Consider the following 26,664-nt stretch of genomic DNA (forward strand, 5'->3'; position numbering starts at 1 on the left):
AATTGCCGAACTGCAGAATTGCGGAACTGAATTCGTCAATTCGGCAGTTCTGTGAATCGGCACTTCTGCAAGCGAATCGAACGTCAGATGCACACGCTCTACAGCGTCGCCTGGCTCATTGCCATCGTCTACGCGACCATTCCTTCTTACTGGCTGCTGGTGCATCCGAACATCCATTTCTGGCGCGCGCGGCGGGTTCGCCTCAGCCGGGTTGGCCCCCTGTGGCTGTTGTTGTGGCTCGTCGCCGCGATCATTACCTGGCCGTGGCGGACCATCGCGCTCTACCGCCTGCCCTGGACCTGGATTCCGGCCGCGGCGCTCATTTTGACTGGACTATTTGTGTACACGCGGGCGCGCTGCGATTTTTCTGCGGACCAGGTTCTAGGCCGCTCTGAGCTGGAACCGCATCGCCACGAGCAGCGGTTGAACACCTCGGGCATCCGCGGCCGAGTGCGCCACCCTTACTACCTCGGGCATTTATGCGAACTGCTCGGCTGGACGCTCGGGACCGGGCTGCTCGTGCTCTACGCCCTCGCCATCTTTGCCGTCGTGACCGGCGCGGTCATGATCACCTCTGAAGAAAGGGAACTGGAATCACGCTTCGGGCAGCCCTACCGCGACTATAAGCAGCGCGTCCCCGCCATCCTGCCGCGGCTGTGAATCGCGGCTTGTTGAAGCTCGAACTTCGAAACTTTCTTCGCAACCTTGAAACCTGGAAGCTTTCGACGGAGAATCATTGCCCGCGCAACGGAGGCTACATGAAGCGAACCTCGTGGGCTATCTTTACCGTCCTGCTGCTGGTCGTGGCCGCGCAATCGCAAAAGGTGACCATCACAGTCCACTGCGCCAAGGCTGACCAGGAGCACTCCATCCCCGCCGGCGACACGCCCGGGCACATCTACGGTCTTTCCCACACCACCTGTACTTACACCAAGCCGGGAACGCTGGCCGGGCTGCAGACTAAATCCGGCGCCGACACTATTTTTTCAGAGACCAAGGGCAATCGTGTCGAGTGGCACGGCATGTACGTGGAGACTTACAGCAACGGTGACCAGCTATTCTACGAGCACCACGGCAACGGCACGCTGAAGAACAATGCGTTCGAATCAGGCGACGATTACTACGAGGTGACCGGCAGCACCGGCAAGCTGAAAGGCTACGTAGGCAACGGCAGCTGCAAGATCAAAGGTGCGGCCGACGGAACCGCCGTCGATGAATGCAGCGGGGATTTCAGGACCCGAAAGTAATCGGGAGTCGGGAAGCTCGGAGGTTTCAAGGTTTCAAAGTTCCATTTCGAAGTTTCGCGTTCATGAGTTTGACCTTGAAATTGCTGACTATAGACCTCCGATCCTAAGCGCTGGCCCCTGGCCCTGGCTCCCTCAGCCCCTGTTACCATTGCTACTGTGCTGACCACTGAGCACTGAATAACGATCGCTGATTACTGTTCCGCATGTCCTTCGAACTCTTCATCGCGACTCGCTACTTGCGCGCCAAGCGCCGCCAGGCCGTTATCGGAATCATTACCGGCATCTCCATCGTGGGTGTCACAGCCGGCGTCGCTTCGCTGATCATCGCCCTCGCCATCAATAACGGTTTTCGCCAGGACTTGCAGAACCGGCTCCTCGGATCCACCGCACACGTGCAACTGCTCCGGGTCGAGAGCGACGGCATCCGCAACTGGCAACCGCTGCTCTCGCGATTGCAGAAAGAGCCGCAAGTGCAGGCCGCCTCGCCCGCCATTTATGAGCAGGTGCTCATCTCCCGCGGCGCCCGAGCCAAGGGTGCCATCCTGAAAGGCATCCTGCCGGAGTACGAGCGCAAGGTCAGCGACATGTTGAAGAACGTGACCGTGGGCTCAGCCGCGGTGCTGGAACCGAACGGAACAGGTCCGGGGCACATCGGGCCTGTCGATGATGGCAGGACAGCTCAGGACTTGGGAACTACTGATCAGGAGCTTAAGAACCGCGAGACCATGCCGGACGCACTCGCGAAAATCCGCTCTCTCCCTCCGCTTATCCTCGGCAAAGATATGGCCGACGACCTTGGCGCCACCGTCGGGTCCGTAGTCATGGTCATCAGCCCGCAAGGCGAACTCACGCCTTTCGGACTCGTTCCCAAGTACGCCCGTTTCAAGGTTGCCGGAATCTTTAACTCCGGCTTTTTCGACTACGACAGCTCCTGGGCCTTCATCCGCCTCGCCGACGCGCAGCAACTCTTCGGCCTCGGCGACCTCATCTCAGTCATTGAATTCAAGATTGGCGACATCTACCGCGCCGCCGAGGTCGGCAACGAACTTCAGCACGCTGCCGGACCCGGCTTCATGGCCACCAACTGGATGGAGCAGAACCGCGCCCTGTTTCGCGCACTTCGACTGGAACGCGTCGTCACTTTCATCACCATCGGCCTGATCGTTTTTGTGGCTGCGCTCAACATCCTGATTTCGCTCATCATGATGGTGATGGAGAAGACTCGCGACATCGCTGTGCTTATGTCCATGGGCGCCAGGAAACGCCAGGTGCGCCGCGTCTTCATTGCCCAGGGCGTGCTCATCGGAATTGTCGGCACCGTGCTCGGCCTGATCGTCGGATACTCGCTCTCCTGGGCCGGCGGGCACTACCATTGGATCTCGCTTTCTCCGGAGGTTTATTCCATTGACTACGTCCCCTTCGCGCCGCGTCTGATCGATGGCGCCTGGGTTGCGATCGTCGCCATTGGCGTTTCCTTCATCGCCACCATCTATCCCTCCTGGTCAGCTTCCCGCATCCTGCCGGCCGAAGCCTTGCGCTACGAGTAACCCTCTAGCTAACATCCGGGCGGACGTCGCACTCGATTGTGTCTTTGTTCCAGAATCCTGAATTGGGAAAATCTTTACCACTTCCAATGAACTTTTCCGCACTTCGATGCATGTTCCATCATCCATATCCGGGGTCATCGTGCTCTGGTGACCGGTCTCTCGCCAACTCCAGCCTTGCAGCCTGTGGCATGATGGTAAAACGTAGGCGGGATGTGGGTTTTGGAATCTGGTCAACCGGGATTGTTGCACCGCGAGGGAAAGCGCCTGCATCCAATGGATAAGATCGAGCTCCTGCGGGTCGATAACCTCAAGAAGGTTTTTCGTTCCGGCAGTTCGAGCCTCGTGCTCTTTGACAATTTGTCTTTCCGGGTGCACACCGGGGAAATGGTGGCTGTCGTGGGACAGTCGGGCGCCGGCAAGAGCACCTTGTTACACATCCTAGGAGCGCTTGATAGCGCTTCCGATGGTGACGTATACTGCGCCCAAGTAAAGCTGCAAGCGCTGGACGATGAAGCGGCAGCCGATTTTCGCAACCGCGAGATTGGTTTTGTCTGGCAGTTCCATTACTTGCTGCCGGAATTCACCGCGGCAGAGAACGTGGCTATGCCCTTGATGGTGCGGGGCCTGGCCCGGGCGCAGGCGGAAACGGAAGCTGCTCGGTGGTTGCGCGAAGTGGGATTGGAAGATCGCGCTCACCATCGTTCAGGCGAGCTTTCCGGGGGAGAGCAGCAGCGCGTTGCTCTTGCCCGCGCTTTGGTGACGAGGCCGCAATTGCTTTTGGCAGACGAGCCTACCGGCGATCTGGATAAACGGACTGCTGAGGCGGTTTTTGACTTGATCGCCAGGTTACATCGCGACTATCAGTTAACTTCCCTTATCGCCACTCATAACCTCGCCTTTGCGCGCCGTTGCAGCCGTGTCATGCGGCTCGAGGCGGGGCGGTTACAGGAGGTTTCTCCCGGCTCATTGCCGATGGAATGACGATTGCTACTGTGCCTAGAGCACGAGTCTCTCTTTTCGGGTTCTACGTCTAACCGGGCGGCCCGCAGAGGTGGATGGATGGATGGTTTAACAGGCTCAGGTCTTGCGGAGATAACCAATGTTTGAACGGTACACAGAAAAAGCCCGGCGCGTGATCTTCTTCGCACGCTATGAGGCCAGCCAGTTCGGTTCTCCGTACATCGAGACCGAGCACTTGTTGCTGGGCCTTCTGCGCGAAGATAAGGCCCTGACCAATCGTTTCCTGCGCTCGCACGCCTCGGTCGAGTCCATCCGGAAACAGATTGAAGGCCACACTACCATCCGCGAGAAAGTTTCGACGTCGGTGGACCTGCCGCTGTCGAACGAATGCAAGCGCGTGCTCGCCTACGCCGCTGAAGAAGCCGAGCGCTTGTCGCACAAGCACATCGGCACCGAGCACTTGCTGCTCGGCCTGTTGCGCGAAGAAAAATGTTTTGCCGCTGAAATTCTGCATGAACGCGGCCTCCGCCTCTCTACCATCCGCGAGGAACTGGCGCGCAGCACCCAGGAAAAAGCCGCGCCCGCGCGGAACCGCGAATCCTCGTTGCTGAGCGAGTTCTCCCGCGACCTGACCCAGGCCGCCATGGACAACCAGCTCGATCCGCTAGTCGGGCGCGAGCAGGAACTGGAGCGGGTTGTCCAGATTCTCTGCCGCCGCACCAAGAACAATCCTGTCCTGATCGGCGAGCCCGGCGTCGGCAAGACCGCCATCGTCGAAGGGCTGGCGCAGCGCATCGCCGACGGTGAAGTTCCCTCGTTCCTCTCGGACAAGAGAATTCTCGCCCTTGATCTTTCTCTGATCGTTGCCGGCACCAAGTATCGCGGCCAGTTCGAGGAGCGCCTCAAGACCATCATGAAGGAGCTGATGGAGTCGCAGAACGCCATCATCTTCATCGACGAGCTGCACACCCTGGTCGGCGCGGGCTCGGCCGAAGGTTCTCTCGACGCCGCCAACATCCTGAAGCCGGCGCTGTCGCGTGGCGAGATCCAGTGCATCGGCGCCACCACCCCCGGCGAGTACCGCAAGTCCATCGAGAAGGACCGCTCCCTCGAGCGCCGCTTCCAGTCGGTCAAGGTTCCGCCTCCGAACGAGGACGACGCGGTCAAGATTCTTAACGGCATTAAGGATCGTTACGAAAAGTTCCACGCGGTCAGCTATACCGACGAGGCTGTGGGCTTCGCCGTGTCCCATTCCAACCGTTATATTCCCGACCGCTTCCTGCCCGATAAGGCCATCGATCTGATCGACGAAGCAGGCGCCCGCGTCAAGTTGCGCCAGACCTCGCTTCCCGACGAGATTACCGAGGTGCAGAAGCGCATCAAGTTCATCGTCCATCGCATGGAGAACGCCATCGCCAACCATGAGTTTGAGAAGGCGCGCTTCTACTCGGACGAGGAGCGCAAGGAACGCGAGAACCTGCGCGCCCTGCGCGAAAAATACCATCTCGATGAGTCCTCCACCGGGGTCGTCGGACGCGAGGACATCGAGGACGTCGTATCCCGCTGGACCGGCGTTCCGATTACTTCCATCAAAGAAGAAGAATCGCAGAAGCTGCTGCGCATCGAGGACGAGCTGCACAAGCGCGTCATCTCGCAGGAGAAGGCCATTTCCGCCCTCGCCCGCGCCATCCGCCGCAGCCGTGCCGGCCTGAAGTCTCCCAACCGCCCTATCGGCTCGTTCCTGTTCCTCGGGCCTACCGGCGTGGGCAAGACGGAAGTTGCCCGCACCCTGGCGCAGTTCATGTTCGGAAGCGAGAAGTCCCTGGTCCGCTTCGACATGTCAGAGTTCATGGAGAAGCACTCGGTCAGCAAGCTGATCGGTTCGCCTCCGGGATACGTCGGCTACGAAGAGGGCGGCCAGTTGACCGAGCGCGTCAAGCGCGCCCCTTACTCCGTGGTGCTGCTCGACGAAATCGAAAAGGCCCACCCGGATGTCTTCAACATCCTCCTGCAGGTCTTTGAGGACGGGCAGTTGACCGATGGCCTCGGCAACACCGTGGACTTCAAGAACACGATCATCATCATGACCTCCAATATCGGGGCCCGCCACCTGCAGAAGCGCAAGGGACTTGGCTTCGAGGCCCAGGGCGAAGATGCCGTGTCCAAGAACGTCGAGGACATGGTCAGGAATGAGGTCAAGCGCACGTTTAACCCTGAGTTCCTCAACCGCTTGGACGAGGTCATCCTGTTCAGCGCGTTGAGCGAGCAGGACCTGATCGCGATCGTGGAGCTCATGGTCAACCAGCTCAACCAGAACCTGGCGCAGAAGTCCATCACCGTGACCGTCACCGAGGAAGCCCGCAAGTGGATCCTCGACAAGACGCTGGTCGACCGCAGCTACGGCGCGCGTCCGCTCCGCCGGGCCCTCCAGAAGTACATCGAGGACCCGCTCAGCGAAGCCCTTATCCAGGGCGCAATCAATGTCCGGCCAGCTTTCCTCGAGGTTTATCTCGAGGGCGACAAGCTCTTCTACCGCCCCGTCGGCGAAGAGAAGCAGGACGGCGTGCTGCTGTACAGCAACTAGCGGTTATCCGGGTTCTTGACGAAACCAAATCGCCACCCACTACGGGTGGCTTTTTGGCATTCCCTTTCTTCGGCCATTGGCGGCAGCCTCAGTACCTCAGCATCAAGAGAGTACCGTCCTCCTGCCCACCGAACCGAAGTAGAATTCTGACTAAGAGTGAGGGATCTCCCATGGCATCCAAGCAGGTCATCGTCTATTTTGAATCACCCGCCGACGCCCTCCGCTTTACCCTCGCAGCCAGTTCGGCGATCACCGGCGAGCGGGCCCCCAAGTCGGCCGCTGGCGGCGATGTCAACCAGGAAATCAGGCGAGCCACCCGTATCGTGGTGGAGAACGTCGGCCTACTCGGCTCCGAGTAGCGGCTCGAGAAGGCTCTCCTATGGGCGAGAGTCGTGGCCATCCTCCGCAACTGCCTCGCCACCGGGCTAGGATCCGGCTTCGATATAAATCTTCAACACTCGCGGTGAAATGTACTGCACCGGAGGCGCAAACGACGGCGCCGCCTTGCGCGCTGCCCGGAAATGTTCCACTGCGCGCTCGTAAAGCTCCTTCGGAGAGTTGGCCGGGGTGGCCAGGAAGTACTGCGACAGCTCGCACGCGCCCAGGTAAAACAGCGCCAAGGCTTTCTTCGGGCCGTCGCCGGCATAGCTCGCCAGTTTGCTTCCCGACTGCTGGTATTCGCCCCGGTAGTACCCCGAGATCGCATCCGCCAGCGCGCTGTCTTCGGCGGACAGCCCGGCTTGCCCGCCCGCAGCCGGTTGCGCGGCAGCCGCAGCGGCCGCTTTCGCCTCCTGCTGCAAGTGAGCCAGCTTCTTCCCGACTTCCCACGGCCCGTCCGCCTTGATCTTCAGGATCTGGCGATAGCGTTCCGCCGCCTGCTTCGTCTTGCCCGCCTTCTCCAGTTTGAAGCCTTCGTTAAACCCGGCGGTGTACTGGTCGATGTTTTGCAGCAGGCGTTTCGCCTCGGCTGCATTCGGCCCGGTAACTCGCAACAAGAGCGCCTTTGCGCCGTCGAAATCGTTCTGCTGGTAGGCTTCCGTTCCCTGCTTCAGCCGGTCTGCGTTGTGAGCTTCTTCCTCGCGCTGCTGGCGCTGCTGGCGCTGCGCCTGTTCGGCAGCAAATGCCTTCTGCGCCTCCGGAATGTCTTTCGACAGATAGCGCGACGCCTCGTCCTTGTACCGCTTCGAGGTCACGCTCTTGAAGGCCGCAATGGCGTCCTGAAAACGATGCTCCGCCAGGGCCGACTTCCCCGCAGCCATTGCCTGCGTGTCCTTTGCGTCCAGCGCTTGGTTGCGCTGGGTGTACTCGTCGCACTTGGCTTTCGCCGTCTTGTTCTTCTTGTCCACTTGCAGGAGTTCGCAGTACAGGGCTCCCGCCTGGTCGAGATCGCCGTTCTGCTCCGCCGCTGCGGCTTGCTTCGCCAACTCTTTCTTCTTGTTGGCGGCATGGGCCGGCTGTTCTGCCGCCAGGCCGAGTCCGAGCAGCAACGCGCAACTAATAAGAGCTGACGATTTTCGCGCCATCGACCACCTCAAACGTGTGCTGGTATTGCACTCGCTGTTTCGCAGTCACGGATACATGGTCCGTCTGCTCCTCACCGTTCGGTCCAACTACCGTGAGCGAATACTCGCCCGCCGGCGCCGACACCACGAATGGGGTGAATTCCCCGATGTTGGTGACCTTGCCGTCGGCTCCTTGCAGGCTCTTTACCGTTCCCCAAGGCTGCAGCACCACTTCGATGTATCCTTCGACCGGAGCCGTCGCGGCTGGCGTTGCGGGCGTGCGATGGCGCAGCCCTGCCACCGCCAGAACCAGCAGCAAAGCCGCCGCCGCTGCCCAAATAATCCAGATCGTGTTCTTGCTTGCTGGTTTTAGATGTGGCGCAGGTTTCTGGCCGGTGGGTTTGGTGCCGGTTTCGCCCGGCATGGGTGGCACAATCTCGCCCGGTTGTGGCACGGTCGCGCCCGCCGTGTGTGGCACGGGTGTCTGACCCGTGGGTATCTGGTCGCGCCCCTCGCCCACCTTCGGCCCAGGCTCGACGACACCCGAACCCGCTGCGGCGGAGGCAGCGGCGGCTGAGCTCGCAGGTGCAGCGGCGGAATTTGTGACCGCAACGGGTGGCGCCGGTTCGGCGCCCATGCCCATCTCCGTCACCGCATCGGATGCGCCCGAGCCCATCGCCGTAGGCGCATCCGGTCCGAAAGTGGAAACCTTGTTCATCCACGATTGCCGTGTCTCCGCGTCCTGCGGCAGGCTGGTAGCGGTCGACGCCATGGATATTTCCGCCTGACGCTTGGCCTGTTTCTTCTCGCGGCGCGCTCCCCGCTCCGCCTCGCCGCGCAGATTCTCATATCGCGAGCGGACATTTTTCGGCGCCAACTTCACCGAAGCTTCCACCGCGTCCAGGGTTTCCAGCGCTGCCTGGTAGGAACGCGCCAGCAGCAGCATGCGGGCGTCGGCCACCGCCTTCGATACCACGCTGTTGGCCGCCTCGCGCCGCCGTGAAGCCACTTCCTCCGCTACCTGCTTCAGCTCGGCATGATCGCCAAACGTTTTCTTGCATTCTTCGACCGCCGCCGCCGCATCGTCCAGGTTCTCCGCCGACAGCGCTGCGCGCGCGCTGCGCACCGCGGCGGCAACCGCTAGCATGCGCTCCTGCTCGTGTCGCGCCCGTTCCACCACGGCTTGAAACTCCGGTGACTTCCCGCACGTCGCCGCCTGCGACTCCAAGTAGCGAACCGCTTCCACGTAGCGTTCGGTTTGCATCAGGCGCTCGGCGGTCGCGACCGCATCCTTCACTCGACGATGAAATTCGCTCAATTGCCGCTGCGCGTCCGCCAGCAGGATGTCCAGTTCTTCGTCCGCGACCTCCTTCAGCACGCCCTGCAAAAACGCGATGGCGTCCTCGTACTGCTCGGCCGTCACCAGCCGGTGCGCTTCCTGCGCGGCTACGTCCAACACCTGGCGCTTGGTTTGCGTCGCCGCTTCTTCCCGGACGAACTGCAACAGGTCTTCGATCTCGGCCGGCGCATTCAGCTCCGCGCTTGCCGCCTCCAGGATCTCCACCGCCTGGTCGTAACGCTTGCGGCGCAGCGCCTCTTTCGCTCTCTGCACGAACTCCTGCTTGCGCGATTCGACCCTCTCTTGGTCCAGGTTCTCGCGCACCACCGTCACCAGCGACAGCAGCGCCGGCTCGCTCGGGTACCGTTGGCAAGCTGTCTCCAGGATTTCCAGCGCCTGCCCGGTCTGTCCGCTCTCCAGCAGCTTGCGCGCCCGCGAAACGTGTTCTTCGACGAACTGCCGTTTCTCCCCCGCCTGTTTCTGCCGCTCCGCCAGCGTGTGCAATTTCAAAAGTCCGTTGTCGTGGGGAAAACGCGCCACCGCTTCATCGGCCTTTTCGCAGGCGCCCCGATAGTCGTCGCGGTTCAGGTGCTCCTGGATCTCCGCGCTCAACTTCTCGATCTCCTTGCGCTTGAGCTCCTGCTCCTGCCCGGACGCTGCCAGCGCCATCAGTTCTTTGACCGCCGGCGCCGAGGGATCCAGCGCCTGCGCCTTCTTCAGCGCGTCGATTGCGGTGGTGAAGCGTCGCGACGAAATCTGGCGTTGCGCCTCGGTCAACAGCACATTGATTTCGGATTGCCGGCTCCGGGTCACGATTTCCCGCGCGATCACTCCGCGCAGAGCGTGCGCTTCCGAGCTGTCCGGCTCGATCTGCAGCGCTTCCTCGACCGCCGCCAGCGCTTCATCCAGTTCGCCGGAACAATGCGCCGATTCAGCGCGCCGCAGCGCATCCTGGACCTTCTCCACTTGTTGCTTCGCCTGGCGCGCGGCGTCGCGCAAGGTTTGCAGTTCCGCGCTTTGTGAATCCAAGCCGATAGCCTGTTCCAGGCATTCCAGGGCGCGATCGAATTGCTTTGCACCCATCGCTTCCTCGGCGCCCGTGCGCAGTTCCCGAAGCCGCTCGCTGCGCTGCTGGTCATGCATCAGCGACTGGATTTGCTTCAGCAGTTCGTTGCCGCGGCGGTTTTGCCGGTCCACCTTCAGGATTTGGAATACCTGGTCCTTCGCCTTGTTCAGCTCGGAGCGCGCGATCAGGCCTTCCGCCGCCTGCAGGTACTCGGAGATCATCTGCCGCTTCAGCTGGTCCTGCACCTGCCCCAAGTCGAAAGCGAAATCCTCCGCCGTCGCATAGCGCTCCTCGCGCGTTTTCGCCAATGCCCGCTGCAGGATCGCGTCCAGCTCCAGCGGATAGGTGGCCAGGCTGTGGTCGAGCGTCGGCGGCGGCTCGTTGATGATCTTCAGCAGCGTCGATCCCGTGTCCCGGCCCTGGAACGGCAGCGAGTAGGTCAGCAGTTCGTACAGCACCACCCCCAGGGAAAAGATGTCGGTCCGGCAATCCACCGGGTTGCCGTTGATCTGCTCCGGCGACATGTACTGGATTGTCCCGATCACCTGGCCAGTGCGCGTCACGCTCTCATTGCCGATTCGCGCCACCCCAAAATCCACGATCTTCACCACGCCGTCCTTCAGCACCATCAGGTTGGCCGGCTTGATGTCGCGATGCACGATGTTGCGCTGGTGCGCGTAATGCAACCCGTCGCACGCCTGCGTGATGTAATTGAGCTTGTCCAGCAACGGCAGCGGACGCCGCTCGTTGATGATCGACTGCACGCTTTCTCCTTCCAGATACTCCATCACCAGGAAGGGTGCGCCGTCCTCGTCCCCGAGGTCGTGCACGATCACGATATTGGGGTGCTGCAATTTGCCGGTGGACTGCGCCTCGCGGTAGAAGCGCTTCAGGAATTCGGCGTCATCGTACAAGCCGCCGGTGATCATTTTGATGGCCACCAGCCGGCCGATCGCCGGATCGGTGGCCTTGTACACCACGCCCATGCCGCCCTTCCCCAGGACATCCAGGACGTGGTACTTCGAGATCGTTTTGACTTTTGTCGATCCCATGAAGGCTGGCCCGTGTGCGGCCGCGAATGCTGTCCCCGCCCAGCAATGAAACGCCGGTGACTATAGCCTTTTTGGGGCCGGAGCCGCCCGAGCTTCATGATTCGACATCACGAAACGCGGTTCCAATGGCTTCGAAAGGCGTGGGATCCCGTGCCCTCGCCCTCACCTCAGCTCACAAATTGGCGCACATTCGCTGGCGATTCGCGACTCTTTCGATCGCGATAAAGGTGCTCAGGATACCACGAAACCCGCGTCTGCTGGCCTCTCCACCACTGCTCCGCTGCACCCGGTTCGGGCTCGGAAAACGTACCCCTACTTGCAGAACCCTGGAGCATCAAGCTCCGGCGTCGGGCAATGTTTGTTTCTAATTGGGACGGATGGTGCTGGCCGGCGCAACACCAAAGTTACTAGCGTGTCGATATCGCCCGCGGGACAATGAGCATGGAGATGTACTCATGGCAGGCGAGTTAAAAATAGATCCCACCGTGGCCGCCGAAACCGGCTACCTGCAAAAGCTTGTGGTCACCTACGAGCGTTCCAAGGATGCTGGTCCACAAGCTGGACAAGACGCCAAGCACGTCATCGCAGTCTGGCTGGATGCCATCGTCGAAGGCGAAGGAACCGTCGAAGAAAAAGTAAAATTCCTGAAACTGCATCTGCAGTCGGGCAAAGCCGCCGCCAGCAAATAGCAGCGTTCGAACCGAAGCCTTGCCTTTTTGTTTCCCGGTGCCCGCGGCGTCGCCTGCGGTTGGGGTTTTCACTAATGCCAAGCGCCGCCTACGGCGTGATCGCACCCGCCCTCAACTTGCCAATCCGTCCCTTCGGTCCGACCACGTAAGGCAGCGACACCGCATTCCAGTCGCCCTCATCCAGCGGCTGCCAGCTTTTCCCGTCATCGCGGGAGACGTCGCTGCCATTGGTCCCAGCGGCGATCCACGTGTGTTTCTTCGCGTACCACCCTACGGCCGAACGGTAGCCGTGTGGTGGTTTGGCAGCCGCGGTCCAATGGCGCCCGCCGTCGGACGTCCATGCTGCCGTGCCCGAGGATTCGCCGGGTTTCTTGTAGTCGCCTCCCAGCACAATGCCACGCTTGAGATCACGAAACCAGATCGAGAACGCGCCTGCCGAATCGCTCCCGCTTGCCAGCGGAATCGCCGCTTCCGCGCACGGCTTGGAAGAAACTCCATAAGCCAGCAGGGGCGATAGCAGGGCTCGCGGCCCACCCTTGCCGCCCGTCACAACCACGTAACGGCGCGACCCGAACACAAAGAGCGAAGAATTGCTGGCCGCGAAAGCTGCCTCGCCCTCGCGCGCAGCGCAGGAAGCATCGTCCACGGTCCATCCTTGCCCAGGGACCATGACGCGCGTGTCGAAATGACCACGCAATGGATCGCCGATCAATACCCCGGTGTTGCCCCCTCCCCACATGCGGTGGTCACGCGACGCAAACACGACTGCGTCCCAGAAACCGTCTTTGTCGTTGTTTCTTAACTCTTCGGTCCACTGGGCGCAGCCATCGCTCGTCTTGTACAGTCGCGACTGCTCCCCCGGCCCGGCTGACAGGACGACTGCGGTCCTGGAATCCCATGCCCACACGCCGCGAAAGTCGAGCTGATCCCCGCCCGCCGGAGTTGCGCACCTCTGCCAATGCGAGCCGCCATCTTGCGTGCGCAAGACGGTGCCCTCGCTGCCGCTCGCCCACGCGACCTCCCGGTCCACCGCGTGAATTCCGCGCAGGTTCGCCGTGGTATGCGACTCCTGCATCTCCCATTGTCCGTATGCGGCTCCCAGCCCGGCGAAGAGGAGCACGATCAAGACTAAGATCATGGCACCCGAGTGTAGCGAAGCGCGGCTTACCCGTCTACGAAGCTCGGTCTCGTCACCCTGCGATATGACTTGCATTACAGTTTGTTGAGCCGCGACTTTGTGGCACGGTCTTCGATCCGCGGGTACCTCTTGACCCCCCTGCTAAGTCTTTGCCGGTCAAGGTTTAACAAATCATGTCCAGATGGCTATACTCTGTTCCATGGGGCGCAAACAACGTTCAGACCTCCGGTTATCAAATCGGGAATTCTGGCTTCTGATCGCGGCTATGTGCCTTCTCGCTATTCTCGTAATGGTGAGGAAATTACTGCGCTGAATATCCAGCCCAAGCAGCCCTAGACCTATCAAGAAGCGATCTGGTATTTCGGCAAACCCGACAACGGGTTGCCTCGACCTAGGGGCTGGGACCGGCCTCGAACATAAAAATCCAAATGCTAGCGCAAGTTGTCGGAGACTGCCGGAACGCTGAACTCCGTGGCCGAAGACTCGTCGCTCGCTACTTCCGCTCGTGCCGGCTTGGTTTTCAGGCGTGGCTTCTGGGCCTCCGCGATCAGCGGCTTCAGCGCTTCGACGGAGATGCCGAGTGTTCCCCCGGCGAAGCCGTCAATGTAGGCGGCGTTCACGCCGATTACCTGGCCGTCGGAATTAAACACCGGCCCGCCACTGCCGCCCTGCGCTGTGGGCGCGTCGTAGATGAGCTTGTCCTCGACCACGTCGCCGAGATGGCCGTAGGTCGCCGACGGACGAATCAGATAGTGTTGCGCCAGGTCGCGCGCGATCTCAATCGTCTCGCGCGAATATGCCAGCCGCTTGTAAACCTTGCGCGGCGACTTTGCCAGCATCGCCGTCACGCCCATCGGATAGCCGACCACGACCACCGCATCGCCGGGCACCGCGGCGTTGGCGGCCAACGGTACCGGCCGCGGAATGGATTCTTCTGGAGGCGACGAGAAGCGCGCCACCGCCAGGTCGTGTCCTCGCGACACCGTCACATCCGTGAGTTCCACCGGGTTCGAGTGGCCAGGGAAAAAGGCCATCAGTTTTTCGATCTTGGGCACCGCGCCGAGGCGAATCTGCGTCTGGTCTTCCTCGTCTTCAAACCATGGCTCGACCACATGGCGATTGGTAGCAATAAGCCCATCGGCGACCACGAAGCCGGTGCCGGAGACGCGGGTGCGCACCGGCCGATAAAATCGGCGTCCCCGTCCGCCCGGTGTCAGCGAGTAAAGTGCGTAGACGTAGCAGATGGAGTCGCGATGCCGCGCTACCACCACGCTGGGCATCGCTTGCTCCTGCGACAGCCGGCTGACCTGCGCCGTCAGCCGCGTCACCATTTCTGTCATGCGGGCGTTCTGCCGGGTTGTGGCGGGAATACGCGAGATCGCAACGAGGGCTGCGAGAATCAGCGCCAGCAGCGCTCCGCATAGGAAAGCGTGCGCCGTGGCCGCGAGCTTGGTTCGAGCTTTCACCGAGCTGTGCCCGGCTGGTTCACCGGGGCTGCTAGATTGGACTTCTCGGCTGGAATCAGGGATGCCTGATCGGGGACGAGGAAGGCGGGCAACTCCGGGCCGTGCGGGCTCAGTCGTTGGCGGCGAGGTCGTCTACGCCAAGCAACCTGCTCATTTCGTCATACAGGAAACCCTCGCCGGGACGGTAAGGCTGGACCCAGACACCGTCAATCACAAACTGCGGGATACCGCGCTTGCCCGTCTGGGCTACGATCTCCTGCGCCGCGCCGGGCGTTTCCTCGATGTCGATTTCTTTGTAAGGAATGTTGTGTTTGGCGAGAAATCGTTTGGCAATGTGGCAGTCAGGACACCAGTTGGAGGAATACACGATCAGTTCCATGTAGCTCTGCAAGACCTCAGAATGTGCAGTTTGCGCGGGCCAGCCCGCTATTACTGAGTAGATGATCCAGAGCAGGATTGGATGCGTGAATCAGGATCGAGTGCCTGAGTACTTAAGTAACGTACTCGAATCACGAGCAGCGCTGGCCGCTACCTTTTCGCAAAGCGCTTGATCCAGCCGGGTTCGCGGACGTGCTCCTCTTCCAGACGCTTCAGGCGCGCCGCCATGATTCCGGAGCGGCCCAGGTAGCCCACCATCTGCGTCGGATCCGTGCGGCTGACCACCAGCAGGCGGCCCACGCGGTTGTGCAGCATCTTCTCCGCCGCCGTGTAGAGCAGTTCATCCGGATAGGTCACGATCAGCGTCTTACTGCCTGCCTCCAGCACCGTCATGGCGCCGGCCGGGTCCTGCTCCAGCGCGCGCAGCACGTCTCCCCGAGTGATGATGCCTTTGAGCTTGGCATCGGCGTCCACCACCGGCCACGCGTAGTGGCGCAAGTGGGGGTCGTTGGAGGCGAGGCGCCGCGCCAGTTCCGCCACGGTCAACGTTTCAGGAATGGTGGAGATGTCGGTAGACATGGTCTCCGACACCGGGACGGATTGCAGCACGTCGGGTTCATAGTCCTGGTGAATGTGCAGGCCGCGGCGCGCCAGCTTCTCGGTCATGATGGAGGTTTGCGTGAAGAACATGGAAATACCGTCGGCGATGACGCACACCAGCATGAGCGGCAGCACGGAGTTGTAGTCGCGCGTGATTTCGAAGGCAAAGATGATGAAGGTAAAAGTGGCGCGCGACGCCGCGCCGAATACCGCGCCCATGGCAACCAGCGCGAAGGCGCCCGGCGCGAGGTGCGTTCCGAGCCCGTAATTCAGTCCCAGGGCGAAAGCGCCGCCCATGGCCGCGCTCGACATGAACATGGGCGCCAGCAGGCCGCCGGAAGTGCCCGAGCCCAGCGAGATCACCAGCGCCAGAGCCTTGAACAGCAAGACCAGGAGAAGCGTTTTCAGCAGCAGCTGGTTGTTGAGAATGGCGGTGATGGTGTCATAGCCGACGCCAAGCACGCGCGGAACGAAATAGCCGATGATGCCGAGGCCGAGCGCGCCGATGGCCGGCCACCACATGTCGTCCAGCGGCAATCTTTCGAACTGGTCTTCCACCCAATAGAGCAGCTTGCTGAAGCCAACCGCGGCGAGCCCGCAGAGCACGCCGAGCACGACGTACCACGGCAGCGCCGCCGGTAGTCCGAAGTCGACGGCCGAGACCTTGAACATCTGTCCCGGCCCCATCAGTTCGATGTGCACGCTGGTGGCGATGGTGGCAGCGATCACCAACGGGATAAACGAACGCGACTTGAATTCAAAGAGCAGCAACTCGATGGCGAGCACGACGGCGGCGATGGGTGTGTTGAAGGTCGCCGCCATGCCGGCGCCGGCGCCGCAGGCCAGCAGTACTTTGCGTTCGGCGGCGGTCATGTGAAAGAGCTGGCCGACCAAAGAGCCGACGGAGCCACCGGTCTGGATGATGGGACCTTCAGCGCCGAAGGGGCCGCCGGTGCCGATCGCAATCGCTGCCGAGATCGGCTTCAGAATGGCCACCTTGGGCTCGATTTTGCTGCGGTTGACGAGCACAGCTTCCATAGCTTCGGGAATCCCGTGGCCGCGGATTTTGGAGGAGCCGTACTTCGCCATGACTCCGACAACGATCCCGCCGACGACCGGGATGACGATCACCCACAGGCCGAGCGTGTTCGCCTCGGGGCTGCGAAAACGAAACGAAAGCTGGTGATAAAAGGATAGGTTGGTGAACAGGCCGATCAGGTTATAAAGGACCCAGGCGATGACGCCCGCGCCGGCGCCGATCGCGGCCGCCAGAAAAGACACCAGCAGCATGCGAAACTTCACCGCCGTGGGAATGGGGCCTTCGACGAGCCCGGCGACACTGAGTCCAGATGCATCGTCAGAAGGGCGCTTGTTACGAGGTTGGTGATGGGAGGCCTTGTTGTGGTCTTGCGATTGTGTCATCCCGGTCGGTTTTCCTAACTGCGAGTTGTCGCCTTGCTGCGCGCGGGGCGCGAGCCATTCATGGTTTGAGTTTCGCGGATCACTTTCTTCAGGGCGCTAATCAGGCCGGGAGCCATGTCGCGGTATTCAACCCAGTGGCGCAATGCCAGCTCGTGAAGCACTTTGTCGCCACGCGGCGTAAGTTCCAGCATCACCTCGCGGCGGTCGGAATCGGAACGGCGACGCCGGATCAACGCGCGACGCACCAGCCGGTCCACAAGCTCTACTGTACTGTGATGCTGAATCTGCAACCTCTCGGCGACCGCGCCGATGCGCGGCGGCACTTCAGGGTCCATGCTCTTGAGGGTCAGCATCAGCTGGTATTGCTGCGGCTCCAACCCGCCGCCGCGCGCGGTGTCTTCGCTGAAACGCAGGAAGCGGCGGATCTGGTAGCGAAATTCCGCCATCAACTTGTAGTTGGGATAAAGAATTCCGCGCGGGCTCATAAGCTCACCTCAACTTCAAGATGCCGAACGCTAAGGACTGGACCGGGCTGTCGTCGCCGGACGCAAAGCGCAGCATGCGCTGTCAATTGCGCCAGTCGAGCTAATACGAAAGGAACCTGGCTTTGCCCACCCCTATTGGGCGTGATGCGGGTCGAGGAAATCTTAACGCAAGTCCAGCAAAATTCAATCACGATACGATGTATTTCCGGTATGGCACTTTTGTGCTTCGGCCATGTTGCAATGTCGCCAAACCCACCGAGTACTAGGTGCCAGAGCGATGTACATTTAGAATGACGCGTTCAGCGATTCCGGTTGCACCCGATAGGAGGGGTCTTGATCGCCCGTTATACGCGCCCGGAAATGGGCCGCATCTGGAGCGAGGAAAACAAGTTTCGCCAGTGGCTGGCAGTAGAAATAGCGGCGACGGAGACGCTGGCGGAAGCCGGACTGGTCCCTCACCAGGCCGCCAAGGCAATCCGCGAGAAGGCGGACGTCGAGTTGGCGCGCATCCAGCAGATCGAAGTCGAGGTGAAGCACGACGTGATTGCCTTCACAACTGCGGTTGCCGAGAAGATCGGCCCGGAGTCGCGCTGGCTGCATTTTGGGATGACCTCGAACGACGTGGTGGATACGGCGCAGGCGCTGCAGGTGAAGGCGGCGTCGGCGATCATCCTGGACGATCTGAAGCGGCTGCGTGACATCCTGAAGCGACGGGCGGTTGAATTTCAACACACGGCGATGGTGGGGCGCACGCATGGCATGCATGCCGAGCCGATCACGTTTGGCCTGAAGCTGGCCAACTGGTACGCGGAAATGGTGCGCAACCTGGAGCGCTTTGAGCGGGCGGCGGAGGAAATGCGGGTCGGTAAGTTTTCCGGCGCGGTGGGAAACTTCGCGCACCTGGAGCCGGAGTCGGAAGAAAAGATTTGTGCGCGACTGGGGTTAGAGCCGGCGCCCATCTCGTCGCAAGTGATTCAGCGCGACCGCCATGCCAGCTACCTGGCGACGCTGGCAGTGATCGCTTCCTCGCTGGACAACATGGCGGTGGAGCTTCGGCACCTGCAGCGCACCGAGGTCCGTGAGGCGGAAGAGTTCTTCAGTGAAAAGCAAAAGGGCTCGTCGGCGATGCCCCACAAACGGAACCCGGTGAACTTCGAGCAGGTGAGCGGCCTGGCGCGGGTGGTCCGGTCCAACGCGCAGGCGGCGCTGGAGAATGTGGCCCTGTGGCACGAGCGTGACATCTCGCACTCATCAGTGGAGCGCATCATCCTGCCCGACTCGACGATACTCGCTGACTACATGCTGGCGAAGATGGCGAACTTGATCGACACGCTGGTGGTCTATCCCGAGCGCATGAAAGCTAACCTGGAGAGCACGGGCGGGCTGGTATTCAGCGGGCAATTACTGCTCGATCTGGTGGAGGGCGGGACGCTGACCCGCGAAGAGGCATACCGCATCGTACAGCGCCATGCGATGAAGGCATGGCGGGAGGGCGGGAATTTCCGCGAACGGATTGAAGCGGATCCGGAGATCGCGTCGCGGTTTTCGAAGAAGCAGATCGAGAAAGCATTCGACCTGAAGCGGCAGTTGCGCAACGTAGACAAGATTTTTGCGCGGGTGTTTGGGGAAAGTAAAAAGGCGAAAGTACAAAGTAAAAAATAAGAAGTCAGAAGTGAAGAGCAGGAAGCAAAAGAAACGAGGACGAATTGAGTCGGCGCAAGATGCTTATTCTTAGTTTTCCGACTTCTGACTTCTGACTTTCTGTTTCTTACTTTCGACTTTCTCTGTCTCGCTCTCCCAATCCTGGCGCAGGATAGCGTACATTCTGGCGTCGCGCGGGTGGCCGTGCAGAATGATGTTCTGCCGAAGCACACCTTCAAACTTCATTCCCGCCTTTTCCATCACGCGCCAGGAGCCGGTGTTTTCCACGTCGCAGCGGGCCTCGATGCGGTTGAGTTGCAGCGTGGCGAAACCGAAGTCGATCATGGCGCGAACGGCCTCCGTCATCAGTCCCTGCCCCCAATATTTGCGCGCCAGCGCGTAACCGACTTCCCCGCGCAAATTCATGATGCTGATGTCGTGATAGGCGCAACCGCCGATGATGGCGCCGTCGCGCACGTGTTGCAGACCCCACACCGGCGGCAGTCCCTCGTCATAGCCGCGGAGAGTGCGCTGCAGGAACTCGCGCGTGTCGTCCAGGGTGCGATGCGGCTCCCAGAACACGAAGCGAGTCATTTCGGGATCCCGCGCGTAGGCGAAGACGTCGTCCGCATCCTCCATCCGCAGGCGCCGCAGCAGCATGCTGGGCGTGCGCAGATCGGGGAAATTGCGGAAGGTTCCCTGAAGCGCCGAGGCCTGCATTTACGAAGGGTAACACGGGACTTGCATGACGCGTGTCCTTGTCGGACCTGCGGTCCACCGGCAGCCGGCTGGCCGAGTCCGTCACGGTGCTTCCTCAAGTTCCTGCTTCGCTTGCGGGCGGATGCTACACTCCCGCGCATGAAAATACGCCTAACTGCCGTGCTGCTGCTGATTTGTGCTGCTTCCGCCCTCCCGGCGCGCGTGCTGCGTGTTGAGGTGGCATCGAGAAGCGACGTGCTCGGCGGGCAGTCGTTTGGAAGTGTGGGCGCCTATGAGCGGATCAAGGGACGGGTGCACTTTGCGGTGGCGGTGGCCAATGCCCATAACCGGCGCATCGTGGACCTCGACAAAGCGGTCAACGCGAAAAATGGCGAGGTGGAGTTCTGGTCGGACTTCGTGCTGGTACGACCCAAAGAGATGGCGCGCGGCAACGGTTCCATGCTGCTCGAGGTCCCAAACCGCGGGCGATCGCGAATTATTAGGCTGGTGGATGGCGGGGATTGGGACCTGAGCCAAAGTGCCGGCGACGGTTGGCTGCTGGCGCGCGGGTACACGATCGTTGCGCTGGGATGGCAGTGGGATACCACCGGTGACGATGCGCTGCGCATGAGCGCGCCGGTGGCAAAAGATCATGGCAAAACCATCCACGGCCTGCTGCGGGGCGACCTGATGCCCTCGAAAGCGATGGATGACATTCCGCTCGGGCACCTGATCGTGGGCAGCATCGGCGGGAGCGAGTACCCGGTGGCGGCGCCGGACGATCCTCGGAACACGCTGACGGTGCGGAATTCAAGAACGGCGGAGCGAGCAGTGATTCCGCGAGCGCAGTGGCGCTTTGGACACGTCGTCGACGGAAAGTTCGAGGACAGCAACCGGCACATTCATCTCGCGGGAGGCTTCCAGCCGGGCAAGATTTACGAATACGTGTATGCGGTGGACGATCCGGTAGTTGCAGGACTGGGATTTGCCGCGGTGAGGGACTTCGCGTCGTACGCGAAACACGACAAAGAGGCGATCGCTCCTGCCGCGCGCGTGATTGCGGAAGGCATCTCGCAAAACGGCCGATTCCTCCGCGATTTCCTCTACCAGGGATTCAACGCGGATGAGCAGGGAAGAAAGGCGCTGGACGGGGTGCTGGCGCACGTGGCGGGAGCGGGACGGGGCAGCTTCAACTACCGGTTTGCCCAGCCCTCGCGAGATGCGCAGCCGACTTCGTCGGTGTTTTTCCCCACTGATATTTTTCCGTTTACCGATGGTGAAGAAGTGGATCCGGCGGCGAGCAGGAAAGTGGCTTTTGGACTGCTCGATCTTGCATTCCTTGAAAAGGTGGTGCCGAAAATCTTTTTCTCCAATACTTCTTACGAGTACTGGGGCCGGGCAGCGTCGCTGATCCACACCAGCGCTGACGGCAAACGTGACGTTCCGCTGTCGAAGGAAGTTCGCATTTACCACTACACCGGGCTGCAACATTTTTCCGGCCCATTTCCGCCCGCCAAAGAAGAAGATGATCTTTTCGGACAGCAGCCGCAATCGCCACTGCCCATCCGGTATTTCTGGCGCGCCATGATCCAGAACATGGACCAGTGGGTGCGCGGCACCGGCACACCGCCCGAGAGCCGATATCCAAGAATCGCCGATGGAACGCTGGTGCCGCTGGAGAAATACACGTTCCCATCGATTCCGGGAGTGCAGCGTCCGCACGAGGTCAACGAGGCGTGGCATCTCGATTTTGGGCCTGACTGGCGCGAGGGTGTGCTGAGCGTGCAGCCGCCGAAGGTGGGTGCGGCGTTCCCAGTCCTGGTCCCGCAGACGGATGAGGACGGCAATGAGCGCGCCGGCGTGAGACTACCGGAGGTCAGCGTTCCGCTGGCGACCTACACCGGCTGGAACCTGCGCGATCCTTCGATCGGAGCGGCCGACCAGCGAGTGTCGTTTGAAGGATCGTTCCTGCCGTTCGCGAAGACGGCAGAGCAACGGAAGAAGAATGGCGATCCGCGCAAGGCTGTCGGCGAGCGTTACAGCGGGCGCGATGACTACCTGAAGCGGTTTGGCGCGGCGTTGGATGAGCTGGTCCGACAGAAATATTTGCTGGAAGATGACCGCGGCGTATTGATGAAATTGGGCGAACAGGAGTGGGAGTACGCGAACAAGTAGTCAACCGCTGTGGCGTATGTGCATCACGTCGCCGTCCTTTACAACGTAGTCCTTGCCCTCCAGTCGCAAGGTGCCCTTGGCGCGTGCATTGGCTTCCGAGCCGGCGTCAAGCAGTTGGTCCCAATGAATTGTCTCGGCGCGGATGAAGTGATGCTCGAGGTCAGTGTGGATCACGCCGGCGGCATTGACGGCCCTGGTGCCGCGCTCGATGGTCCAGGCGCGGCACTCATCCTCGCCAACGGTAAAGAACGAGATGAGACCGAGTAGCTCGTAGGTTTTACGGATCAAGCGTGTAAGACCGCTTTCGGTCATGCCATAGCTGGAAAGAAACTCGGCGGCATCGGCGTCCGGCATCTCGGCCAGTTCCGCCTCCACCTTGCCGGCAATGGCCGTGGCGCCAGTATTGCGGCGCGAGGCAGCTTCCTTCAAATTGGATTTCTCGACCGCCTGTTCCAGTTCGCGTCCGAGCTCCGGACTCTCGCCGATGTTGAGCACGTGCAGGATGGGTTTCTCGCTCAGGAACATGAAGCCGCGGATGCGCTTCTTGTCCTCGGCGATGATTTCCATTTCGCGCAGCGGGCGCTCCTGCTCGAGAAACGCTTTGCAGCGCTGCAGCAAGTCAAATTCTTTTTCCAACTCGGGCGTTTTCTGCTTTTTCAGGTCTTTTTGCAGGCGCTCCAGACGTTTCTCCACCTGGCCAAGATCGCTGATCATGAGGTCAAAATCGACGTTCTGAGTGTCGCGCAAGGGGTTGACGTCGCCGACGTGCGGGATGGAAGGATCGTCGAAGGCGCGAATGACGTGCGCGATGGCATCGACCTGGCGGATGTTGGTGACAATGGCATCGCTCAGCCCTGCTCCCGCCTTGGCTTCCGCCTTGGAAGAATGCGCAGGCATAGCGGCGACATCGACATACTCCACCGACGCGTGCACCAGCTTGCGGGGATTGTAGAGAGCGGCGAGGCGGTCGAGGCGGTCGTCCGGAACCTTGGCAACGCCGACGTGCGCCTCGCGTGGGTTGACGTGCGCCGGGGCAAGCTGCGCCTTGGTAAGGATCTTGAACAGCGATGTTTTGCCTACCTGCGGCAGGCCAATGATGCCGGTCTTCATAAGAAAGTAGCGCCAGGGGCCAGGAGTTAGAGAGCGCGGAGCCGATCAACGCGAATCTGCTGCGAACTCGAAACTATTGATGATACCAAGTGCGCAGGCAAATCAGGCGCGGGTGGAGTGGGAGCGCGCGCTGAGCGCGTTCACAACGGGAATCGTCCACTGGCCGGCGACCAGATAGAGCGTCACCAGACCGAGCAGCAGCACCACCACTTCCAGCCCGGTAGACCAGCGGTGAAGCTGGTTGAACGCAATGCGGCGCGCGTCGGCGGCAGGGATGGCGTCGATTTCGCCCATCTCGGCGCGAAGCGCGGCCATCTTCGAGCTGACGACAATTTGCGAGAGCAGCGTCATCACCGTCATCAGCAGTACCAGGACATTGCGCGCGGAGAGGGCCTGCACGTTACCCGTGCTGGCGAACGCTTCGAAGAAGGAACAAATGAGGAAGACACCGCCGCAGATGGCGCCGATCCAGTGCAGCGTCGCGAGGGTGCGCGTGACCACCAGTCCCGAGAGATGACGCGTGGGCAGAATGCTGAACAGGGCGGGGGCGACCACGAACGAGAAGAAGATGATTCCGCCCACCCAGATCACCATCGAGAGCAGCATGAAGAATCGCAGGACGGTCATGGCTTTATACCGGGACCGGAACGCTGTCGACGATGTCGCGCAAAATCTCCTCCGCCTGCTGGGATTTCTTCAGAGTGGAGGAGAAGCGTCCGCTGACGACGACGCGGTGGGCAAAGACATGGGCGGCAAGGGATTTGAAATCGTCGGGCGTGGCAAAGGCGCGGCTGTCGAGGAAGGCCATTCCCTGCGCAGCCCGGTAGAGCATGATGCCGCCGCGCGGCGAAACGCCGAGCGACAAGTAGGCCGATTCGCGAGTGCGGCTGACAATAGCCATCGCGTACTCCACCAGCGATTCTTCCACGCGAACGCGCGTGACTTCATCCTGGATTGCAATTACGTCGGCGGCGGTCAGCACCGGACGGATGCTGTCGAGCTGGGCGGCGCCGACCTCGGACCGCAGAATCTCACGTTCGTGGGTGCCCGAAGGATAGCCCATGTGCACGCGCATCAAGAAGCGGTCCAGCTGCGATTCCGGCAAAGGATAAGTGCCGTGGTGCTCGACTGGATTTTGCGTGGCGATGACAAGAAACGGTTGCGGCAGGGAATAGGAGTGTCCGTCCACGGTGACGTGGGATTCATTCATGGCTTCCAGCAGCGCCGACTGCGTTTTGGGAGTGGTGCGATTGATCTCATCCGCGAGCAGGATGTTGGTGAACACCGGCCCGCGCTTGAATTCGAAGCGTTGCTCGACCGCCGAGTACATGGAAATGCCGAGCACGTCGCTGGGCAGCATGTCACTGGTGAATTGGATGCGCTGAAACGTGCAATCCAAGGCGCGGGCCAGGGCATGCGCCAGGGTTGTCTTGCCCACGCCGGGTACGCCCTCAATCAGCAGGTGGCCGCCGGCGAACATGGTGATCAAAGCGAGGCGGATGATTTCGTCCTGGCCGCGAATGATGGTGCGCAATGCCGCCTGCAAGGCCGCCGCGCGCGCGGCCGCACTCTGAATTGCGTGAGAGGACATTGCCAGCGATTGTAAACCAGCTGTCCGCCGCCAGCTACGAGCTATCGGCTTGGGGACTTTGGTAATCCCAAAAACAAATCGGCCGCGGATTAACGCTGATGAACGCAGATCCAGAAGAATTAATTCAGCCGTGTTGATCTGTGTTCACCAGTGGCCCATTCGTTATGTGACTAGACATCAAATTCGGCCGGTCTACCGGTGAGCCGCTCGATGCGCTTCGCGATCGGCGGGTGAGTCGAGAACAGGTTGGCCAGATTCAATCCGCTCACGCCCAGGAACGGCTGCACGATAAACAGGTGCGCGGTGGAGGGCGAAGCCGGCAGCGGCACGCGACGCGAGTACGTGTCCAGCTTGCGCAGGGCACTGGCGAGCGCGTAGGGGTTGCCGGTAAGGTGCGCGCCGGTATCGTCGGCAGCATATTCGCGGGAGCGGGAGACGGCCAATTGGATCAGCATGGCAGCAATCGGCGCCAGGACCATCATGAAGATTGCTCCCAGCGCGCCACCGCCGCGGTCGCGATCATCACGGCCGCCGTATCCGCCGAACATGGCGGCATAGCCGAACATGCGGGCGATCACGGTGATGGCGCCGGCGAGGGTGGCGGCGATGGAACTGATGAGGATGTCGCGATTGCGGACGTGGCCCAATTCGTGGGCGAGCACGCCTTCCATCTCGTCGTCATTCAGCAGGTCCAGGATGCCTTGGGTGACGGCGACGGAGGCGTGGCTCGGATTACGCCCGGTGGCGAAGGCGTTGGGCGACTCACTGGGGATCACGTACATTTTAGGCATCGGGATGCCAATGCGCTGGGTCAAGCGCTCGACGATCTGGTAGGCGCGGGGAAGTTCCTCGCGCGTGACCGGTCGCGCGCGGTACATGGCCAGGGCAATCTTGTCGGAGAAAAAGTAAGAAACGAAGTTCATCACTCCGGCAAAGACCAGGGCGAGGATCATTCCGTTCTGCCCGCCGTAATGGGAGCCAATGAACAGGAGGACACCGGTCAGGAGCCCCAGCAGCAGGGTGGTTTTCAGTGCGTTTGTCATATGAGCTTTCCTACTAACTTGATGCTACGCCTGGAGGAAAGATTCCCCCATTAGATATACGCACAATGGCGCGCTCAAGTTTCATGCGCAGAATGGGAATGTTGGCTGCTGGACAAGTAAGTGGCTGTTGGGCTTTGAGTTGTAGTACAGAGAGTTGCTGAAGCTGCGTCGTGAAGCGGCGGGAACTTATTCAGATTCCCAGTTTCTTGACTTCCTCGTTGTAGTACTTGCGGTAGAGGATGTCCCACTCCTGAGAGCCTTCGAGGATGGTGCGCTTCTGACTTTCGATTTTCTGGCGGGCGGCGGCGTCAATTTTAGCTTCGTGGTTGAGCAGTTCTTCCAGAATGTGACGGACTTCGAGGCGGATGGTGTTGCGGTCCTCGACGAAGTCAACCTCGTCCATGGCGGCCAGGGCGTCAGTGACGCTATGGGCCAGCTTGTTGAGCTTGTCGCGGCTGAGTCTCACAGCACCGCCTTATATTTGCGCACGAGCTCGCCTTTAACCTTCTTGAACATTTCCTGGTAGTTGGCGCCGGTCTTGCGCATTTCGTCAGCGTAAGTATCGAGGATGATGCGGACCTCATCATTGATGCGGTCCTCCAGGCCAAGCTCCTCGAGCATGGCGGCATGGACCTTATCGGTGACGGCGGGGAGCTTATCGGTTTCGACAAACTGCCCGGCAATGAGCTTCTTTGTGAGTTCGCGAGCCAGATAGCTCACATATTCTTTCGAAAGCACCATGTGTGGAAGACGCGGTAAGCGTAAGTTTTGAGTTTAGCATATCGGCCGCCGGCTCCCGGCCTTCGGCCCTCGGCCTGTCCCGTTCGCAGCCAGCGCTAGCTCCTTTGCTATCAATCGGTCTAAAATGTTTCATTGGCTATTTCCCCATGAAGCACGCCATGGCCGACGACCTAAGCAGCCTGAAAGACG

At 60.9% G+C, this 26,664-nt stretch carries 23 protein-coding genes; 9 read left to right on the forward strand and 14 right to left on the reverse strand.

Annotated elements, in window-relative coordinates; translation table 11 throughout:
- Nucleotides 1-87: 87 nt before the first annotated feature.
- From VFI82_13320 to VFI82_13345, 6 genes are all read left to right on the forward strand, one after another.
- On the forward strand, nt 88-660 hold the full coding sequence (locus tag VFI82_13320) for an isoprenylcysteine carboxylmethyltransferase family protein (GenBank protein HET7185664.1): 573 nt from the start codon (nt 88-90) through the stop codon (nt 658-660).
- A gap of 98 nt (nt 661-758) precedes the next feature.
- Entirely contained in the window at nt 759-1,247 is a 489-nt protein-coding gene (locus tag VFI82_13325; protein ID HET7185665.1) for a hypothetical protein, read from the forward strand.
- Nucleotides 1,248-1,450: 203 nt separating this feature from the next.
- The gene (locus tag VFI82_13330; protein HET7185666.1) at nt 1,451-2,794 is read left to right on the forward strand and encodes an FtsX-like permease family protein; all 1,344 of its coding nucleotides are present in this window, start codon (nt 1,451-1,453) and stop codon (nt 2,792-2,794) included.
- 273 nt (nt 2,795-3,067) lie between these two features.
- Complete coding sequence (locus tag VFI82_13335; GenBank protein HET7185667.1) at nt 3,068-3,775, forward strand: ABC transporter ATP-binding protein; 708 nt, start codon at nt 3,068-3,070, stop codon at nt 3,773-3,775.
- 118 nt (nt 3,776-3,893) lie between these two features.
- Nucleotides 3,894-6,338: an ATP-dependent Clp protease ATP-binding subunit gene (locus tag VFI82_13340; protein HET7185668.1), complete on the forward strand. Its 2,445-nt coding sequence runs from the start codon at nt 3,894-3,896 to the stop codon at nt 6,336-6,338.
- Nucleotides 6,339-6,508: 170 nt separating this feature from the next.
- A complete protein-coding gene (locus tag VFI82_13345; GenBank protein ID HET7185669.1) occupies nt 6,509-6,697 on the forward strand; it encodes a hypothetical protein in 189 nt (62 codons plus the stop codon).
- Nucleotides 6,698-6,763: 66 nt separating this feature from the next.
- On the opposite strand, the gene VFI82_13350 is transcribed toward VFI82_13345, so the two are convergent.
- Nucleotides 6,764-7,861 (reverse strand): hypothetical protein, encoded by a 1,098-nt coding sequence (locus VFI82_13350; protein ID HET7185670.1) that lies wholly within the window; start codon nt 7,859-7,861, stop codon nt 6,764-6,766.
- The gene (locus tag VFI82_13355; protein ID HET7185671.1) at nt 7,833-11,297 is read right to left on the reverse strand and encodes a protein kinase; all 3,465 of its coding nucleotides are present in this window, start codon (nt 11,295-11,297) and stop codon (nt 7,833-7,835) included. The genes VFI82_13350 and VFI82_13355 overlap by 29 nt, the downstream gene beginning before the upstream one ends.
- Before the next feature lie 455 nt (nt 11,298-11,752).
- Here VFI82_13355 and VFI82_13360 point away from each other — a divergent pair, with 455 nt between their 5' ends.
- Entirely contained in the window at nt 11,753-11,986 is a 234-nt protein-coding gene (locus VFI82_13360) for a hypothetical protein (GenBank protein HET7185672.1), read from the forward strand.
- 88 nt (nt 11,987-12,074) lie between these two features.
- Here the strand turns inward: VFI82_13360 and VFI82_13365 are convergent, their stop codons facing one another.
- From VFI82_13365 to VFI82_13385, 5 genes are all read right to left on the reverse strand, one after another.
- On the reverse strand, nt 12,075-13,124 hold the full coding sequence (locus VFI82_13365; protein HET7185673.1) for a hypothetical protein: 1,050 nt from the start codon (nt 13,122-13,124) through the stop codon (nt 12,075-12,077).
- A 431-nt stretch (nt 13,125-13,555) separates the two neighbouring features.
- On the reverse strand, nt 13,556-14,590 hold the full coding sequence (locus VFI82_13370) for a serine protease (GenBank protein ID HET7185674.1): 1,035 nt from the start codon (nt 14,588-14,590) through the stop codon (nt 13,556-13,558).
- A 109-nt stretch (nt 14,591-14,699) separates the two neighbouring features.
- Complete coding sequence (locus VFI82_13375; GenBank protein HET7185675.1) at nt 14,700-14,969, reverse strand: glutaredoxin family protein; 270 nt, start codon at nt 14,967-14,969, stop codon at nt 14,700-14,702.
- 149 nt (nt 14,970-15,118) lie between these two features.
- Nucleotides 15,119-16,990: a chloride channel protein gene (locus tag VFI82_13380; protein HET7185676.1), complete on the reverse strand. Its 1,872-nt coding sequence runs from the start codon at nt 16,988-16,990 to the stop codon at nt 15,119-15,121.
- Nucleotides 16,991-17,004: 14 nt separating this feature from the next.
- Nucleotides 17,005-17,475: a MarR family transcriptional regulator gene (locus tag VFI82_13385; GenBank protein ID HET7185677.1), complete on the reverse strand. Its 471-nt coding sequence runs from the start codon at nt 17,473-17,475 to the stop codon at nt 17,005-17,007.
- Nucleotides 17,476-17,808: 333 nt separating this feature from the next.
- Between VFI82_13385 and purB the strand changes: the two genes are divergently transcribed.
- Nucleotides 17,809-19,137 (forward strand): adenylosuccinate lyase, encoded by a 1,329-nt coding sequence (gene purB / locus VFI82_13390; GenBank protein ID HET7185678.1) that lies wholly within the window; start codon nt 17,809-17,811, stop codon nt 19,135-19,137.
- Between the two features lie 69 nt (nt 19,138-19,206).
- Here the strand turns inward: purB and VFI82_13395 are convergent, their stop codons facing one another.
- Nucleotides 19,207-19,836 carry a GNAT family protein gene (locus VFI82_13395; protein ID HET7185679.1) on the reverse strand — a complete coding sequence of 210 codons (630 nt, stop codon included), beginning with the start codon at nt 19,834-19,836 and terminating at the stop codon, nt 19,207-19,209.
- Nucleotides 19,837-19,974: 138 nt separating this feature from the next.
- Between VFI82_13395 and VFI82_13400 the strand changes: the two genes are divergently transcribed.
- A complete protein-coding gene (locus VFI82_13400) occupies nt 19,975-21,990 on the forward strand; it encodes an alpha/beta hydrolase domain-containing protein (GenBank protein HET7185680.1) in 2,016 nt (671 codons plus the stop codon).
- On the opposite strand, the gene ychF is transcribed toward VFI82_13400, so the two are convergent.
- From ychF to VFI82_13430, 6 genes are all read right to left on the reverse strand, one after another.
- A complete protein-coding gene (gene ychF / locus VFI82_13405) occupies nt 21,991-23,100 on the reverse strand; it encodes a redox-regulated ATPase YchF (GenBank protein HET7185681.1) in 1,110 nt (369 codons plus the stop codon).
- 102 nt (nt 23,101-23,202) lie between these two features.
- On the reverse strand, nt 23,203-23,727 hold the full coding sequence (locus VFI82_13410; protein HET7185682.1) for a DUF4149 domain-containing protein: 525 nt from the start codon (nt 23,725-23,727) through the stop codon (nt 23,203-23,205).
- Nucleotides 23,728-23,731: 4 nt separating this feature from the next.
- The gene (locus VFI82_13415; GenBank protein ID HET7185683.1) at nt 23,732-24,691 is read right to left on the reverse strand and encodes a MoxR family ATPase; all 960 of its coding nucleotides are present in this window, start codon (nt 24,689-24,691) and stop codon (nt 23,732-23,734) included.
- Between the two features lie 170 nt (nt 24,692-24,861).
- Nucleotides 24,862-25,734, reverse strand: coding sequence for a zinc metalloprotease HtpX (locus tag VFI82_13420; protein ID HET7185684.1), 873 nt, complete (start codon nt 25,732-25,734; stop codon nt 24,862-24,864).
- Between the two features lie 190 nt (nt 25,735-25,924).
- Nucleotides 25,925-26,200 (reverse strand): DUF507 family protein, encoded by a 276-nt coding sequence (locus VFI82_13425; GenBank protein ID HET7185685.1) that lies wholly within the window; start codon nt 26,198-26,200, stop codon nt 25,925-25,927.
- A complete protein-coding gene (locus VFI82_13430) occupies nt 26,197-26,475 on the reverse strand; it encodes a DUF507 family protein (protein HET7185686.1) in 279 nt (92 codons plus the stop codon). Before VFI82_13430 ends, VFI82_13425 begins: the two co-directional genes overlap by 4 nt.
- Nucleotides 26,476-26,664 lie beyond the last annotated feature (189 nt).

It is taken from the genome of Terriglobales bacterium (assembly GCA_035691485.1).
Taxonomy (GTDB): Bacteria; Acidobacteriota; Terriglobia; order Terriglobales; family Acidobacteriaceae; genus JAIQGF01.

Excerpts from the sequence above, each read along its gene's own strand:
- VFI82_13320 (HET7185664.1), top strand. The coding sequence starts at position 88 with ATGCACACGCTCTACAGCGTCGCCTGGCTCATTGCCATCGTCTACGCG.
- VFI82_13325 (HET7185665.1), top strand. The coding sequence starts at position 759 with ATGAAGCGAACCTCGTGGGCTATCTTTACCGTCCTGCTGCTGGTCGTG.
- VFI82_13330 (HET7185666.1), top strand. The coding sequence starts at position 1,451 with ATGTCCTTCGAACTCTTCATCGCGACTCGCTACTTGCGCGCCAAGCGC.
- VFI82_13335 (HET7185667.1), top strand. The coding sequence starts at position 3,068 with ATGGATAAGATCGAGCTCCTGCGGGTCGATAACCTCAAGAAGGTTTTT.
- VFI82_13340 (HET7185668.1), top strand. The coding sequence starts at position 3,894 with ATGTTTGAACGGTACACAGAAAAAGCCCGGCGCGTGATCTTCTTCGCA.
- VFI82_13345 (HET7185669.1), top strand. The coding sequence starts at position 6,509 with ATGGCATCCAAGCAGGTCATCGTCTATTTTGAATCACCCGCCGACGCC.
- VFI82_13350 (HET7185670.1), bottom strand. The coding sequence starts at position 7,861 with ATGGCGCGAAAATCGTCAGCTCTTATTAGTTGCGCGTTGCTGCTCGGA.
- VFI82_13355 (HET7185671.1), bottom strand. The coding sequence starts at position 11,297 with ATGGGATCGACAAAAGTCAAAACGATCTCGAAGTACCACGTCCTGGAT.
- VFI82_13360 (HET7185672.1), top strand. The coding sequence starts at position 11,753 with ATGGCAGGCGAGTTAAAAATAGATCCCACCGTGGCCGCCGAAACCGGC.
- VFI82_13365 (HET7185673.1), bottom strand. The coding sequence starts at position 13,124 with ATGATCTTAGTCTTGATCGTGCTCCTCTTCGCCGGGCTGGGAGCCGCA.
- VFI82_13375 (HET7185675.1), bottom strand. The coding sequence starts at position 14,969 with ATGGAACTGATCGTGTATTCCTCCAACTGGTGTCCTGACTGCCACATT.
- VFI82_13380 (HET7185676.1), bottom strand. The coding sequence starts at position 16,990 with ATGACACAATCGCAAGACCACAACAAGGCCTCCCATCACCAACCTCGT.
- VFI82_13385 (HET7185677.1), bottom strand. The coding sequence starts at position 17,475 with ATGAGCCCGCGCGGAATTCTTTATCCCAACTACAAGTTGATGGCGGAA.
- VFI82_13395 (HET7185679.1), bottom strand. The coding sequence starts at position 19,836 with ATGCAGGCCTCGGCGCTTCAGGGAACCTTCCGCAATTTCCCCGATCTG.
- VFI82_13400 (HET7185680.1), top strand. The coding sequence starts at position 19,975 with ATGAAAATACGCCTAACTGCCGTGCTGCTGCTGATTTGTGCTGCTTCC.
- ychF (HET7185681.1), bottom strand. The coding sequence starts at position 23,100 with ATGAAGACCGGCATCATTGGCCTGCCGCAGGTAGGCAAAACATCGCTG.
- VFI82_13410 (HET7185682.1), bottom strand. The coding sequence starts at position 23,727 with ATGACCGTCCTGCGATTCTTCATGCTGCTCTCGATGGTGATCTGGGTG.
- VFI82_13415 (HET7185683.1), bottom strand. The coding sequence starts at position 24,691 with ATGTCCTCTCACGCAATTCAGAGTGCGGCCGCGCGCGCGGCGGCCTTG.
- VFI82_13420 (HET7185684.1), bottom strand. The coding sequence starts at position 25,734 with ATGACAAACGCACTGAAAACCACCCTGCTGCTGGGGCTCCTGACCGGT.
- VFI82_13430 (HET7185686.1), bottom strand. The coding sequence starts at position 26,475 with ATGGTGCTTTCGAAAGAATATGTGAGCTATCTGGCTCGCGAACTCACA.